The following is a 14636-nucleotide window of genomic DNA, read 5'->3' as shown; positions in this document are numbered from 1 at the left end:
CGTCACAGGGCCTCAGCCGCGCTGCCCGGTCGTCGCCTCGGTGGCGGCCGCGCTGGGCCGCACGGGCTCGGGTCGTGGCGGCATCCACGGCATCGGCCGGCTGCCTGCCAGCGTCACCCAGCCCAGCACCTGCGCTTCGGTCGGGTCGTGCAGCAGGTTGTGTAGATCGACCTCCATGCCGATGGCCGCGCCCCAGAGGCTGGCCCAGGCATTGTGGCCGCTGCGGTGCGCAGTCTGCAGGGCGCGGTCGGCCGCGCGCAGGCTGTCGTCCAGTTGCCCGGATTGATCGGCGAACAGCGGCAGCGGGGCCACGCCAAGGCTGGCGCTGAGGGTGATCGGCTGCCCGGGCCGGATCTCCACCAGCAGGCGCTCGATGCGGGTACGCAGGTGGTTGGCCAGCGCCTGCGCGGCGGCGTCGGAGGTATCGTGGCGTGCCACCAGGAACCGGGCGCCGCCCCAGCGGGCCACCAGGTCGCCGCGGTCCACGGCGCTGTGCAGGCAGCGCGCCACCGCACGCAGCAGGGCATCGCCACCGGCCTGGCCGTGGCGGTCGTTGAGTGCCTTGAAGTCGTCGATTTCCAGCAGCAGCAGCGCGCTGCGCCGCTGGCCCGACGCGCGGGCATCGCCCAGCAGGCGTTCGGCTTCGTGCCGGTTGGGCAGGTCGGTGACCGCATCGGTCCGGCTCAGCGCCGCCAGTTCGCGTCGCTGCCGGCGCAGGCGCAGGATCAGGAACGCGGCGATCGCCAGTACGGCCAGCAGCGCGGCGACCGCGCTGTTGCGGACCACCCGTACGCGGCCCAGGTCCTGTTCGGCATTGACCTCGGCCGGTGCGATGCGGCGCTCCGCGCTGGCCTGCAGCTTGGCCAGGCGGTTGAGGGTGTCGCCCTTGCTGCGTGCCTGATCCAGTTCGCGCGCCTGGCGGGCCACCTGCAATGCCTGCTGACGCTGGCCAAGCAGGGTATGGGCATCGCCGAGCACGTCCAGGCCATGGCGGATCTCATCCGTGAAGTTGCCGCTGTCGGCCAGCGTCTGCGCCTGTTCGGCGAGGGCCAGGCCCTTGGCTGCCTGGTCGCGGTCGAGCGCCAACCGGGCCAGGCGCTGCAGGGTGATGATCCGACCCTGTGCATCCTGCGTGGTCTGCCAGGCCAGGGCCTGGTCCAGGCCCTTCTGGGCCTGGTCCAGCTCACCGCGCACGCGCCGGATCTCGGCCCGGTGGCTGGTGATGCGGTGCATCAGCAGGTCCTGGCCACTGAGGCGCGCGCCGATCGCGGCAGCACGATCGAAGGCCGTCTGCGCCTCCTCGTAGCGCTGCATCGACAGCAGCGCATAGCCGACGTTGTAGTGGATCAGCATGTCGCCCGGGTTCGGCGGCCGGCGCAGGTGCTCGCTCAGCGCGGCGGCCTTCTGCAGGTAGGTCAACGCGCCCTGCGCATCGCCCATGGCATCGCCGCGGATCATGGCGATCTGCATCAGCGCACTGATCTGTCCGTGCACATCGCGGGTGCGCACTGACTCGTCAAGGAAGGTGCGGGTCAGCTCCAGCGCCTGGGCCTGGTCGCCGCGCCACAACAGCAGGTGCGCGGCCATCGAACGCGCACGCAGGGTGTCCTCGGCGGTGGCATCGGTGTGTTTTACGGCGGCCAGCAGGCGCTCGGGCAGGCCCGCGGTCTCCTCCAGGCGGCCCTGCGAACGCAGCCCCATCCCCAGGCACGCGATCGCGCCGATCTCCACCGAGGTAGGCAGTGTCGGTCGTGCCAGCAACGCCTTGGCGATCTGCAGCGATGTCTCCGGGGTGCTGGCCAGCAGCGCGTTGCACTGCTCCACCTGGGCGACCAACGGCATGCCAGCGCCGGCGCGCTGTGCCTGCGCAGGCGGGGTGGAAAGGGCAACGGCAACGCACAGCAGCGCAGGCAGACTGCGCCGGACAAGCGACAAGCAGTTCATGGTCCACAACATCCTGGCGGTGATCCGGCGGGGGCGGGCGTGGCTGCGAGGATGCTGCAGCGAATCGGGGTGCCGGATCGTAGAAGGCTAATATACCGGCGTTGTCGACAAAAATTGACGCCTTTGGCCCGTTCGGACCCGTCGTACATGCCGCTTCCCCCCGTATCTGACCGCCCCGTCATGGCTCCCGACGCCGTCGCCGCCGGCCTGGGCGCACGCACCGATGCCATGTTGCGCGGCCTATGGCTGCTCGTGGCCGCCTTCCACCTGCTGATCGCCAGCTGGTTGCTGCTGCGCCTGGGCGACGGGGTGGACACGCTGGTGCTGGCCCTGGCCAGCGCACACCTGGTGGTATGCGTGGCCTGCCTGGTCGAGCAGCGGCGCGGGCATGGGGTACGTGCGGCGACGCTGTTCGTGGCGGGCCAGTTGCTGTTGCTGGCGGTCACCGAAGGGTATTGGGGCTTGGCGGCGTTGTCGCGGGTGCAACTGGTGCAACTGGTGCCCGTGCTGCTCGTAGCGGCGCTGCTGGGCGCAGCGGCGTTGCGCTGGGCCACGCTGTGGGCGTGCCTGGCGATGTTGCTGGGCGCCTGGATCGACCTGGCGGGCATCCTGTTCCGCGCCGACCGCGTCGCCCACGTGGTCACCGACCTGGGCGTCTGCGTGTTCGGCTGCGTGCTGGTGGCCTGGCTGCTGCACCACAGCGTCACCGGCCTGCGCGAAAGCCTGCAGGTGGCGCGGCAGCACGGTGTGGCGCTGGCGCGCAAGCGCGATGAGCTGCAGCTGGAAATGCAGGAGAAGGAACGCTCGCGCGACCAGCTGGTGCATGCCATGAAAATGGACAACGTGGGCCGACTGGCCAGCGGCATCGCCCACGACTTCAATCACCTGTTGGCGCTGGTGCACGGCTATGTAGGCAAGGCCCGCCGCGCGCAGGATCCGGCGGCGGTGGCCGAGGCATTGCAGGGTATCGACTCGGCCGCCCGACGCGCGAGCGCAGTCAGCCGGCGGCTGCTGGATTTCAGCCGGCTGGAGGCGAGCCGGCCACAGCTGCTCGATGTTGCTGCGACCCTGGAGGCGATGGCGCCGACGCTGCGGCAAGTCTTCGGCGCGGGCATCCACTGCGACGTCGTTACCGGGCAGGGGCAATGCTGCATCCATTTCGATCCAGCGCAGCTGGAATCGATCCTGCTCAGCCTGGCGGTCAACGCCGGGCAGGCCATGCCCGACGGCGGTCGATTCGCGTTGGTGCTGGCGTGGCTGCCCAGCGTCGGCGAGGTGTCGATACAGGCAAGCGACACCGGCCTGGGCATGAGCGATGAGGTCCGTGCGCGTTGCCTGCAACCGTTCTTCACCACCAAGCCGGTCGGGCAGGGCACCGGGCTGGGGCTGGCCGTCAGTGCCAGCCTGGTGGCCGCCGCCGGTGGCCGCATCCACGTGCAAAGCCGCCTGGGCCACGGCACCTGCGTGGACATCCGCCTGCCGGCGCGCGCTGCCCCGACGGTGCAACGGTCGTGAGCAACCCGTGTAGCCGGCGGCACCTGCGCCACCGGCTACACTGGCCCCTGCCCTGACGGAATCACCCCGTGGTCTCCAGTTGGATCCTGCTGTTGGTATCGGTGGCCTATGCCGCGCTGTTGTTCGGCGTGGCGTGGTGGGGCGACCGTCGCCCGATGTACCCGGACCGGCCGTGGCTGCGCCCGGTGGTCTACAGCCTGGCACTGGCGGTGTACTGCTCGTCGTGGACGTTCTACGGGGCGGTCGGCACGGCGGTGCGCAACGGCATCGGCTACCTGCCGATCTACCTGGGCCCGCTGCTGCTGTGGTTGTTCGGCTGGCGCATCATCGAGCGGCTGGCGCTGATCGCCCGCAGCCAGAACGTGGTGTCCATCGCCGACTTCATCTCTTCCCGCTTCGGCCGGTCGCGGCGGCTGGCCGCGCTGGTGGCGGTGATCGCGCTGATCGGCATCGTGCCGTACCTGGCGCTGCAGTACAAAGCGGTGGCGATGAGCCTGCAGGTGCTGACCGGTAACGTCGGGCCGACCGGCTTTTTCACCGATCCGGCGCTGTACGTGGCGTTGCTGATGGCGCTGTTCGCCACCCTGTTCGGCACCCGCCAGGTGGATGCCACCGAACACCACCACGGCATGATGCTGGCCATCGCGCTGGAGTCGCTGATCAAGCTGATCGCGATGGTCGCGCTGGGGTTGTTTGCCTATCTGTGGCTCAACGACCGCACCGATGCGGTACTGCAGTCGGCGCATACGCTGTTCGCCGGACTGCCACCGGTCGGCTTCATCTCGCAGACGCTGCTCAGCTTCCTGGCGATCATCTGCCTGCCGCGCCAGTTCCACGTGGCGGTGGTCGAGTGCGGCGACGTGCGCGACATCCGCCGCGCGCGCTGGATGTTTGGCGCCTATTTGATCGTGATTTCGGCGATGGTGATCCCCATCGCCACGGCCGGGGTGACCCTGTTCGGCACCGGCGGCAGCGTTGCCGACGACAGCATGGTGCTGGCCCTGCCGCTGGCCGAAGGACGCAAGTTCCTGGCGCTGGTGGCCTATGTCGGCGGCTTCTCGGCCGCCACCGGCATGGTCATCGTGGCCTCGATCGCGCTGGCCACGATGGTCAGCAACGACCTGGTGATGCCGGTGCTGCTGCGTCGCAGCGGCGATCACCAGGAAGCGGCCGACGTCGCCTCGCGCGTGCTGTGGATCCGCCGCACCGCGATCCTGCTGCTGGCGCTGGTGGCCTACAGCTACTACCGCGGCAGCAGCAATGACAGCACGCTGGCCTCGTACGGGCTGATGGCGTTCGCGGCGGTGGCGCAGTTCGCGCCGGGCCTGATCGGCGGCCTGTACTGGCGCGGGGCCAGCCGTCGCGGCGTGGAAGTGGGCATGCTGCTGGGCTTTGGTACGTGGGTCTACACGCTGCTGCTGCCCGCGCTCACCCATGCCGGCTGGATGGAAGCGGCCTGGCTGGTGCGCGGTCCGTTCGGCCTGGGCTGGCTGCAGCCGCAGCATCTGTTCGGCATGAGCGGCTGGGATCCGCTGACCCACGGCACGTTCTGGTCGTTGCTGGTCAACGTGGCGGCGATGGTGCTGGTCTCGGTGCGCTGGCGCCCGGGCGTCGACGAGCGGCTGCGCGCGGCACCGTTCCTGGACCCGTATGCGCAACGGCCGTCGGTGGCCGGTGCGTGGCCCGGCAACGTGCATGTCGGCGATCTGCTCGCGCTGGCCTCGCGCGTGGTCGGTGACCGCCATGCACGGCGCTCGTTCTTCGAGCAGGCCCAGTCGATGGGCCGGGAGCTGCAGGCCTCCGCGCCGGCCGACCGCGCCTGGGTGCAGTTCACCGAACGCCTGCTGGCCGCCTCCATCGGCGCAGCGTCGGCGCGCCTGCTGCTGACCAGCCTGCTGCGGGGCTCGGGCATGGACCTGGGCGAAGTGGTGGCGGTGCTGGATGAGGCCGGGCAGGAGCTGCGCTTCAACCGCGAGATCCTGTCCACCACGCTGGAGAACATCAGCGCCGGGGTGAGTGTGGTCGACCCGGACATGCGCCTGACCGCTTGGAACCGTCGCTACCAGCAGATGTTCGGCTACCCCGACGGGATGCTGTACGTGGGACGCCCGGTGGCGGATCTGATCCGCTACAACGCCGAACGTGGCGAGCTGGGCGAGGGTGACATCGAGGTGCAGATCAACCGGCGCATCGGCTACATGCGCGCCGGCTCACCGCACATCTTCGAGCGCACCCGCAGCGACGGCAAAGTGATCGAAATGCGCGGCCAGGCCTTGCCCGGCGGCGGCTACGTGACCAGCTACAACGACATCACCGACTACAAGCACGCCGAACGCGCACTTCTGGAGGCCAACGAAACCCTGGAGCAGCGCGTGGCCGAGCGCTCGCACGAGGCCGAGGTGGCCCAGCAGTCCAAGACCCGCTTCCTGGCTGCGATCAGCCATGACGTGCTGCAGCCGTTGAACGCGGCGCGGCTGTTCGCCTCGGCGCTGCGCGAGAGCCACCACCACAACGAAGAGCAACGGCACCTGGCCGAGCGCGTGGATGCCTCGCTGCGTGCGGCCGAAGAGCTGCTGGACGGCCTGCTCGATGTATCGCGACTGGACGCCGGTGGGTTGCATCCGGTCATCGGCGATTTCGACGTGAGCGTGCTCATGCGCGAACTCGCCGCGCAGTACTCGCCGGTCGCGGCCGGACGCGGGCTGCGCATGGATCTGTTCGCGCGGCCGGCGTGGATCCGCAGCGACCGCCGGCTGCTGCGCCGGGTGCTGCAGAATTTCCTGGCCAACGCATTGCGCTATACCCGGCAAGGTCGCATCGTGCTGGCGGTACGCCATCGTGGCGATGAAGTGGAACTGCAGGTCTGGGATACCGGGCCGGGCATCCCCGAACACCACATGCAGCAGATCTTCGACGAGTTCCACCGCTACCAGCAGCCGTTCGACTGGGGCGAGCAGGGGCTGGGGCTGGGCCTGTCGATCTGCCAGCGCATCTCGCGCCTGCTCGACCACCGCCTCAACGCGCGCAGCCGGGTGGGCAGCGGCAGCATGTTTTCGATCATGCTGCCGCGGGTGGAGGCCCTGGTGCTGCCGTTCGCCGCCGCCAGCGCCCCCACTGCGCCGCCGGCCCGCACCCATTCGCTGGCGGGCATGCGCGTGCTGTGCGTGGACAACGACCAGGAAATCCTGGACGGCATGCGCGCGCTGCTGGGACGTTGGGGGGTGGAGGTGATCACCGCCAGCACCGTGGACCAGGCGCTGGAGAAGGTGGACCTGCAGCCGGACGTGATGCTGGTGGATTACCACCTGCACGATCGCCTGGATGGACTGGATACGCTGGTGGCGCTGCGCGACAAGGCCGGGCGGGCGATTCCCGGTGCGCTGTTGACTGCCGACGGGCGCGACGAGTTGAAGCGGATGGCGCGCGAGCGCGGCTACCGGTTGTTGACCAAGCCGATCAAGCCGGCGTCGTTGCGGGCGTTCCTGGCTGCGTTCCACGCACCGCGCAGCGATATGTAGCGGCGCGGTGCGTGGCGTCCTGCCTCAGGCCATGGCGCCGCTGAGGTGTTCGTACAGGATGGTGGCGCCGATGATGATCAGGATCACGCCACCGACGATTTCCGCGCGCTTGCCGACCAGGTTGCCCAGCACGCGGCCAAGCATGATGCCGGCGGTGACCATGGTCAGGGTGCACAGGCCGATGACCAGTGCCATGACGCCGATGTTGACGTCGATGAAGGCCAGGCCGATGCCGACGGCCATCGCATCGATGCTGGTGGCAAAGCCGGTGACGGCCAGCCGCCAGAAGCCGTGGTGCTTGCGGGTGTCCTCGTCGTCGCCCTCGCCACCCTCATCGGGGCGGATGCCGTTGATGATCATGTGCACGCCCAGCGCGCCCAGCAGGCCGAAGGCGATCCAGTGGTCGAAGGCTTCCACGTACTGCAGGGCCGCGCGGCCGAGCAGCCAGCCGATCACCGGGGTGATGCCTTCGATGACGCCGAAGATGAGGCCGGCGCGCAGCGCATCGGGGAAGCGGGGCTTGCGCATGGCCGCGCCTTTGCCGATCGCCGCAGCGAAGGCATCGGTGGACATGGCAAAGCCGATCAGCAGGATCGAAAGGGGGGACATTGAGGGTCACAGCAGGTTGGGCGATGTCAGGCAACGGACCGCGCTCGCGCCCAACCTGACGTTGCGCACGCGGACCGCTGGTCTCGCCAACCATCATGGTTGCCCGCACCACGGCGCACTGGCCGAGTATGTTGATACGGGCGTTTCCTCATCGCAGGAAACCGGCTACTCCCCAAGGGGACGCGAAGCTTAGCACCGGGCCAGCGGATTGGAGCGTTCACCGGCAATTGCGCAGGTAACGCTGGATTTCATAGCCCCGGCTATAAGCCGGGGCGGGTAGAGCCGAGCCATGCTCGGCTGCTCCGAAGCCGCAGATGTCATAGCCGGGCCGGGGTAGAGCCGAGCCATGCTCGGCTGCTCCAACGCCGCAGATGTCATAGCCGGGGCGGGGTAGAGCCGAGCCACGCTCGGCTGCTCTTCGTTCCGGCACCACGCCCTCCACGCACGTCGTGGCTCTATTCCTCTTCCGGCGGCAACACGATCTGTTCTTCATCGATGGCCAGCTTGCCGGCCATCAGCACCGCCTGGGTGCGGTTGGTGACCCCGAGCTTGCGCAGGATCGCGGTGACATGCGCCTTGATCGTCGCCTCGGACACGTTGAGATCGTAGGCGATCTGCTTGTTGAGGCGGCCGGCGCCGAGCATCTGCAGCACGCGGAACTGCTGCGGGGTGAGCTCGCGCAGGCGCTGGCCGATCTCGCGCTCCTCGCGCCCGGTCTGCGGCACGTTGTGCGCTTCCGGCGGGGCCCAGGTTTCCCCGTCCAGGATCGTCCCCAGCGCGTGGCCGATGGTGTCCGAGTCGGCGGATTTGGGGATGAACCCGAACGCGCCGTGGTCAAGCGCGCGGCGCATCACCGTCGGCTCTTCGCGTGCCGACACCACCACCACCGGCAGCTGCGGGTGCAGTGCCCGCATGTGCACGAGCGCGTTGAATCCCTGCGCACCGGGCATGTTGAGGTCCATCAGGACCAGGTCGGCGTCGGTGTGCTGGTCGGCCAGCTGGTACAGCGCTTCCACGCTGTCAGCCTCGAACAGCTGCACGCCAGGGATGACGCGTTGCACGGCACCGCGAAGGGCTTCGCGGAACAGCGGGTGGTCATCGGCAATCAGGAGCGTTGTCATGGTGGGGGCCATGTTGCGGAGGCGTGCAGCGACGCAACGAAAAGTGTATCGAGATGACAGCCCCCTGAGTCAGGGGGCGGCCGCGAAGCGGCGGGGCGTGGGTGCTGGGGAGACCAGGCCCACGATCCGTTTGCGGATCGTGGGAGCGGCAGCGCACACGCGATGCCGCGGTCCCATCCTGCGCCTGGTGCCGCGGAACTACCTCACCTTGCGTTCTTCCACCAGCGAGGCCACGACCGACGGATCGGCCAGGGTCGAGGTGTCGCCAAGCTGGTCCGGTGCGTTCTCGGCGATCTTGCGCAGAATGCGGCGCATGATCTTGCCCGAACGCGTCTTGGGCAGGCCCGGCGCCCACTGCAGGTGGTCGGGCGCGGCGATGGGACCGATCTCCTTGCGTACCCAGGCGATCAGTTCCTTGTGCAGTTCATCGCTGGGCGTCTCGTCGGCGATCAGGGTCACATAGGCGTAGATGCCCTGGCCCTTGATGTCGTGCGGGAAGCCGACCACGGCCGCTTCGGCCACCTTCGGATGCGACACCAGCGCGCTTTCCACCTCGGCGGTGCCGATACGGTGGCCGGACACGTTGATCACATCATCCACGCGGCCGGTGATCCAGTAGTAGCCGTCCTCGTCGCGACGGCAGCCATCGCCGGTGAAATAGCTGCCCGGGTAGGTGCGGAAGTAGGTGTCGATGAAACGCTGGTGGTCGCCGTAGACGCTGCGCATCTGGCCCGGCCACGAATCACGGATGATCAGGTTGCCCTCGGTGGGGCCGTCCTGGATCTCGCCCTCGGCATTGACCAGCGCCGGCTGCACGCCGAAGAAGGGCAGCGTGGCCGAGCCCGGCTTGAGGTCGACCGCACCGGGCAGCGGCGAAATCAGGATGCCGCCGGTCTCGGTCTGCCACCAGGTATCCACGATCGGGCAGCGGCTGTCGCCGACGACCTCGTAGTACCAGCGCCAGGCCTCGGGATTGATCGGCTCACCGACGCTGCCGAGCAGGCGCAGCGAAGCGCGCGACGTACGCTTGACCGGTGCATCGCCCTCGCGCATCAACGCGCGGATGGCGGTCGGGGCGGTGTAGAAGATGCTCACCTTGTGCTTGTCGATCACCTCCCAGAACCGCGAGGTGGTCGGGAAGTTGGGCACGCCTTCGAACATCAGCGAGGTTGCGCCGTTGGCCAGCGGACCGTACACGATGTAGCTGTGGCCGGTGACCCAGCCGACGTCGGCGGTGCACCAGTAGATGTCATCCTCACGCAGGTCGAACACCGCTTCATGGGTGTAGGCGGCGTACAGCAGATAGCCGCCGGTGGTATGCAGCACGCCCTTGGGCTTGCCGGTGGAACCGGAGGTGTAGAGGATGAACAGCGGGTCCTCGGCGTTCATCCGTTCCGGCTCGCACTGCGCCGGCTGCGGATCGACCACGTCATGGAACCAACGGTCGCGCGGGGCCTGCATGTCCACCGCGCCGCCGGTGTGGCGCACCACCAGCACGGTTTCCACGGTGGTGGTGCCCGGCAACTTCAGCGCGGCGTCGACGTTGGCCTTGAGCGGGATCCGACGGCCGCCACGCAGGCCTTCGTCGGCGGTGATGATCAGCTTGCTGGCGCAGTCGATCACCCGGTCGGCGATCGAGTTGGGCGCAAAGCCGCCGAACACCACCGAATGCACCGMACCGATGCGCGCGCAGGCGAGCATGGCCACGGCCGCATCGACGATCATCGGCAGGTAGATGGTGACCCGGTCGCCCTTCTTGACGCCCAGGTTGCGCAGCGCATTGCCGAGCCGGCACACGCGCTCATACAGCTCGCGATAGGTGACGCCCTGCGCAGGTGCATCGGGGCTGTCCGGTTCGAACAGCAGGGCGACTTTGTCGCCACGCTGATCAAGCTGGCGGTCCAGGCAGTTGACGCTGGCGTTGAGCTCGCCATCTTCGAACCACCGGATGCGGAAATCGTCGAGATCGTAGCTGACGTTCTTGATCGTGGTCGGTTTCTTGAACCACTGCAGGCGCTCGGCGGCCTTGCCCCAGAACGCATCGGGGTTTTCCAGCGACTCCCGATACAGCTGTTCGTAAGTGTTCTTGTCAATGCGCGCCTTGGCGGAAAAATCCGCCTTGACGGGGTAAAGATCAGCCATGGCACCCTCACTTGCAACAGGACTTGGGTTGTGCGGTCGCAACATAAGGTGCGACCTCTCCCCCTCAGTTTGCCGCATCCACCCTGCTTCGCGGTGGCTGGGTGGTTAGACCATGGTCGAACGCGGCAGGAACGCCGGGAACGGGTCAGGTTGGAGCGTGCGGTGTGGGCAGCAAGCGGCTGTCGGTGGGTGCCGGGTGCGTTTGGGCCCGTGGCAAGGGGGCGTGGCGCTATCTGTGAGGAAGAGCGTACCGACCAACGGTCGGTACCTACCCAAGTGCCTGTGGCACCTGCCGGTCGCCGTTGGCGTCCGGGTCGTGCCCGCCCGGCGGGCGAGTACGACTAATGGCCAATAGCCGTTGCGGGCGGGGCGGCCCCACTGTCGGCTGGACCGTGCACAGCGCGGCGTTCRCATTGCCACCCGGGAGAGAGGGCAACATGAGCCACCGTTTATTGAAGACGACACGCCGGCCGTTGGCGGCCGCCCTGTTCGTCGCATTGATCGCACCAGGCGTCGCATTCGCCGATACCGCCAAAGAGAAGGCGCTGGAAGCACGCATCGCCGAACTGGAGCGCCAGGTGCAGATGCTGGTCAACACCAGCCAGCAGCAACAGAGCCAGATCAGCCAGACCCAGACCGAGGTCACCGCGGTGAAGACCGTGCAGGCCCAGCAGCCGCTGGCCGCGCAGGTGCCCGCCGGCAAGCAGCCGATCCAGGTCACCACCATCACCCCGGGCGCGGCGCCGGGCACCACGGTCAAGATCGGTGGCTTCATCAAGGCCGACTTCCTGGCCACCCAGACCAGCGACGGCCAGCTTGCCGACGATGCCACCGGGCGCGCGCTGTACCTGCCCGGTCAGACCCCGGTCGCCGGTGCCGGCGGCAGCGGCAAGCGCTCGGACGTGGACTACAACGCCCACGCCAAGTTCTCGCGCTTCAACCTGGGCATCGACAACGTCAGTGACGCCGGCAACAAGGCCGGTGCGTTCTTCGAAATGGACTTCTTCGGCAATTCACTGGGCAACCAGACCGCCACCAACACCTATGGCGTCACCCTGCGGCATGCCTACATGTACTGGAACAACTGGCTGGCCGGCCAGACCTGGTCCAACTTCATGGATGCGGCCTCGCTGCCGGAAGCGGCCGATTTCGTCGGTCCCACCGATGGCGTGCTGTTCGTGCGCCAGGCGCAGATCCGCTACACCCAGGGCGGCTTCAGCGTCGCGCTGGAAAACCCGGAAACCACCGTGCTCACCGGCACCCGCAACCCGATTACCGGCGCGTGGACCAACGTGGCCAGCAACTCCGATCGCGGCGCCCTGCCGGATCTGACCCTGCGCTATGGCTGGAAGGGCGACTGGGGCACCTTTGGCGTGGGCGCGGTCGTGCGCCAGCTCAAGGTGGACAACCAGACCACCAATGCCGATGCGGACAAGATCGGCGGCGGCCTGACCCTGGGCGGCAAGTGGGTGATGGGCAGCACCGACACCCTGCATTACCAGATCAGTGGCGGCGAGGGCATCGCCCGTTACGTCGGCCTTGGCGTCACCGCCGATACCGCCTACGACATCGCCCGCGACGAACTCAACCCGACCGGCGTGCTGGCCGGCTACGTCGGCTGGCGCCACGCCTTCACCCCGAAACTGCGTACCAACCTGATCTACGCGCGCAGCGACTACGACAACGATGGCAGCCTTGGCCCGCTGGTCACCAAGAGCGTGCAGAGCATCCGCGGCAACATCTTCTACACGCCGATGCCCAAGGTCGATATCGGCGCGGAATACATGTACGGCGTGCGCGAGATCGAGGACGGTCGCAAGGGCGATATCAACCGCCTGCAGTTCACCACCAAATACAGTTTTTGAATGCGTGCCGACCCACGGTCGGCACTCCAAAACTAGAAACCACCTGACCAACACTGCGATTGCCGACCTACGGTCGGCACTACCGAGGGGAAGCATCCCATGTCATCCACACCCGTACCCGCAAAACCGCAACTTACCCAGGGACACAAGAAGGTCATCTTCGCGTCCAGCCTGGGCACTGTCTTCGAGTGGTACGACTTCTTCCTGTACGGCTCGCTGGCGGCGATCATCGCCAAGCAGTTCTTCAGTGGCGTCAACGAAACCACGGGCATGATCTTCGCCCTGCTGGCCTTTGCCGCCGGCTTCTTCGTGCGTCCGTTCGGCGCGGCGTTCTTCGGCAGCCTCGGCGACCGCATCGGCCGCAAGTACACCTTCCTGGTCACCATCCTGATCATGGGCATCTCGACCTTCCTGGTCGGCGTGCTGCCCAACTATGCGTCGATCGGCTTCGCCGCCCCGGTGATCCTGATCATCCTGCGCCTGGCCCAAGGCCTGGCGATGGGCGGTGAGTACGGTGGCGCGGCCACCTATGTCGCCGAGCATGCGCCGGCCGACAAGCGTGGCCTGTACACCAGCTTCATCCAGTGCACCGCGACGCTGGGCCTGTTCATGTCGCTGCTGATCATCCTGGCCTGCCGCTACTTCCTCGGCAACGAGGCCTTCGAAGCCTGGGGCTGGCGCATCCCGTTCCTGGTCTCCATCGTGCTGCTGGGCGTGTCGGTGTGGATCCGCCTGCAGCTGAGCGAATCGCCGCTGTTCCAGCAGATGAAGGCCGAAGGCAAGGGCTCCAAGACCCCGTTCCGTGACAGCCTCAAGGACGGTAACCTCAAGCTGATGCTGCTGGTGCTGCTGGGTGCCGCCGCCGGCCAGGCCGTGGTCTGGTACGGCGGTCAGTTCTACGCGCTGTTCTTCCTGAGCAGCATGCTCAAGGTCGATGCCACCACCTCCTACCTGCTGATCGCCGGTGCGCTCGCGCTGGGCGTGCCGTTCTTCATCTTCTTCGGCTGGCTGTCCGATCGCATCGGCCGCAAGAAGATCATCCTGGCCGGCTGCCTGTTGGCCGCCATCACCTACATCCCGATCTTCAAGGGCCTGACCCACTTCGCCAACCCGGCCATCGAAGAAGCGCGCACCAATTCGCCGGCCCTGGTCGTGGCCGATCCGAACACCTGCTCGTTCCAGTTCGATCCGGTCGGCATGCGCAAGTTCACCAGCTCCTGCGACGTGGCCACCGCGGCACTGACCAAGGCCGGCGTGCCGTATGAGGTCAAGCCGGCCGCCGCCGGTACCCTGGCGATCGTCAACGTGGGCAGCGCCAGCGTCGCCTCCTACGAGTCGGCCGGGCTGACCAAGGAAGACGGCAAGGCCAAGGCCGATGCGTTCGGTGCCGAGTTGAAGACCGCGCTGACCGCCGCCGGCTATCCGGCCAAGGCCGACAACGCGCGCATCAACATCCCCGGCACGATCTTCATGCTGTGGCTGCTGGTGCTGTACGTGACMATGGTCTACGGCCCGATCGCCGCCTACCTGGTCGAGCTGTTCCCGACCCGCATCCGCTACACCTCGATGTCGCTGCCGTACCACATCGGCAACGGCTGGTTCGGTGGCTTCCTGCCGGCGATCTCCTTCGCGCTGGTGGCCGGCACCGGCAACCTCTACTACGGCCTGTGGTACCCGATCATCATCGCGTTGATGACGGTCGTGGTCGGTGGCTTGTTCCTGAAGGAAACCCGCGGGGTGGACATCACCAAATAACGGTGAGCCGCACAGAATGAAGACGGGGCCGCGATGCAGATCGCGGCCCTTTTCGTTCCCGGTAGTGCCGGCCGCTGGCCGGCAACCACGCATACCCTTCCGAAGGCGACGTACTGCCGGCCGCTGGCCGGCTCTCCATGCGCTTTCGGAGGCGCATGTGAGGTTGC

General features: G+C 67.6%; 8 protein-coding genes. 4 read left to right on the top strand and 4 right to left on the bottom strand.

Going from position 1 to position 14636, the window contains the following annotated elements; translation table 11 throughout:
* Window positions 1-12 precede the first annotated feature (12 nt).
* Window positions 13-1944 (bottom strand): diguanylate cyclase domain-containing protein, encoded by a 1932-nt coding sequence (locus ACXJKH_RS00040; RefSeq protein ID WP_457317805.1) that lies wholly within the window; start codon window positions 1942-1944, stop codon window positions 13-15.
* Window positions 1945-2124: 180 nt separating this feature from the next.
* Between ACXJKH_RS00040 and ACXJKH_RS00035 the strand changes: the two genes are divergently transcribed.
* Together ACXJKH_RS00035 and ACXJKH_RS00030 are read left to right on the top strand one after the other, a co-directional pair.
* Window positions 2125-3459, top strand: a complete 1335-nt coding sequence (locus ACXJKH_RS00035) for a sensor histidine kinase (protein ID WP_457317804.1) — start codon at window positions 2125-2127, stop codon at window positions 3457-3459.
* A 68-nt stretch (window positions 3460-3527) separates the two neighbouring features.
* Entirely contained in the window at window positions 3528-6977 is a 3450-nt protein-coding gene (locus tag ACXJKH_RS00030; protein WP_457317803.1) for a hybrid sensor histidine kinase/response regulator, read from the top strand.
* Window positions 6978-7001: 24 nt separating this feature from the next.
* Here the strand turns inward: ACXJKH_RS00030 and mntP are convergent, their stop codons facing one another.
* The 3 genes from mntP to acs all read right to left on the bottom strand — a co-directional run bounded on the left by mntP (window position 7002) and on the right by acs (window position 10849).
* Entirely contained in the window at window positions 7002-7586 is a 585-nt protein-coding gene (gene mntP, locus ACXJKH_RS00025; RefSeq protein ID WP_256776320.1) for a manganese efflux pump MntP, read from the bottom strand.
* 455 nt (window positions 7587-8041) lie between these two features.
* The gene (locus tag ACXJKH_RS00020) at window positions 8042-8707 is read right to left on the bottom strand and encodes a response regulator transcription factor (RefSeq protein WP_256776319.1); all 666 of its coding nucleotides are present in this window, start codon (window positions 8705-8707) and stop codon (window positions 8042-8044) included.
* A gap of 198 nt (window positions 8708-8905) precedes the next feature.
* Complete coding sequence (acs, locus tag ACXJKH_RS00015) at window positions 8906-10849, bottom strand: acetate--CoA ligase (RefSeq protein ID WP_457317802.1); 1944 nt, start codon at window positions 10847-10849, stop codon at window positions 8906-8908.
* Window positions 10850-11286: 437 nt separating this feature from the next.
* On the opposite strand from acs, the gene ACXJKH_RS00010 reads away from it, so the two are divergent.
* Both ACXJKH_RS00010 and ACXJKH_RS00005 read left to right on the top strand, forming a co-directional pair.
* Window positions 11287-12714: a DcaP family trimeric outer membrane transporter gene (locus ACXJKH_RS00010; RefSeq protein WP_256776317.1), complete on the top strand. Its 1428-nt coding sequence runs from the start codon at window positions 11287-11289 to the stop codon at window positions 12712-12714.
* A gap of 99 nt (window positions 12715-12813) precedes the next feature.
* Window positions 12814-14469 (top strand): MFS transporter, encoded by a 1656-nt coding sequence (locus ACXJKH_RS00005; protein WP_457317801.1) that lies wholly within the window; start codon window positions 12814-12816, stop codon window positions 14467-14469.
* Window positions 14470-14636 lie beyond the last annotated feature (167 nt).

This window comes from Stenotrophomonas sp. P5_B8, from assembly GCF_054049855.1.
Note: the sequence above shows the minus strand (reverse complement) of the source record. Positions and strands in the feature narration are given on the sequence as shown.

What these genes read in the sequence shown, in the direction of transcription:
- ACXJKH_RS00040 (WP_457317805.1), bottom strand. Translation starts at nt 1,944, where the DNA reads ATGAACTGCTTGTCGCTTGTCCGGCGCAGTCTGCCTGCGCTGCTGTGC.
- ACXJKH_RS00035 (WP_457317804.1), top strand. Translation starts at nt 2,125, where the DNA reads ATGGCTCCCGACGCCGTCGCCGCCGGCCTGGGCGCACGCACCGATGCC.
- mntP (WP_256776320.1), bottom strand. Translation starts at nt 7,586, where the DNA reads ATGTCCCCCCTTTCGATCCTGCTGATCGGCTTTGCCATGTCCACCGAT.
- ACXJKH_RS00020 (WP_256776319.1), bottom strand. Translation starts at nt 8,707, where the DNA reads ATGACAACGCTCCTGATTGCCGATGACCACCCGCTGTTCCGCGAAGCC.
- ACXJKH_RS00010 (WP_256776317.1), top strand. Translation starts at nt 11,287, where the DNA reads ATGAGCCACCGTTTATTGAAGACGACACGCCGGCCGTTGGCGGCCGCC.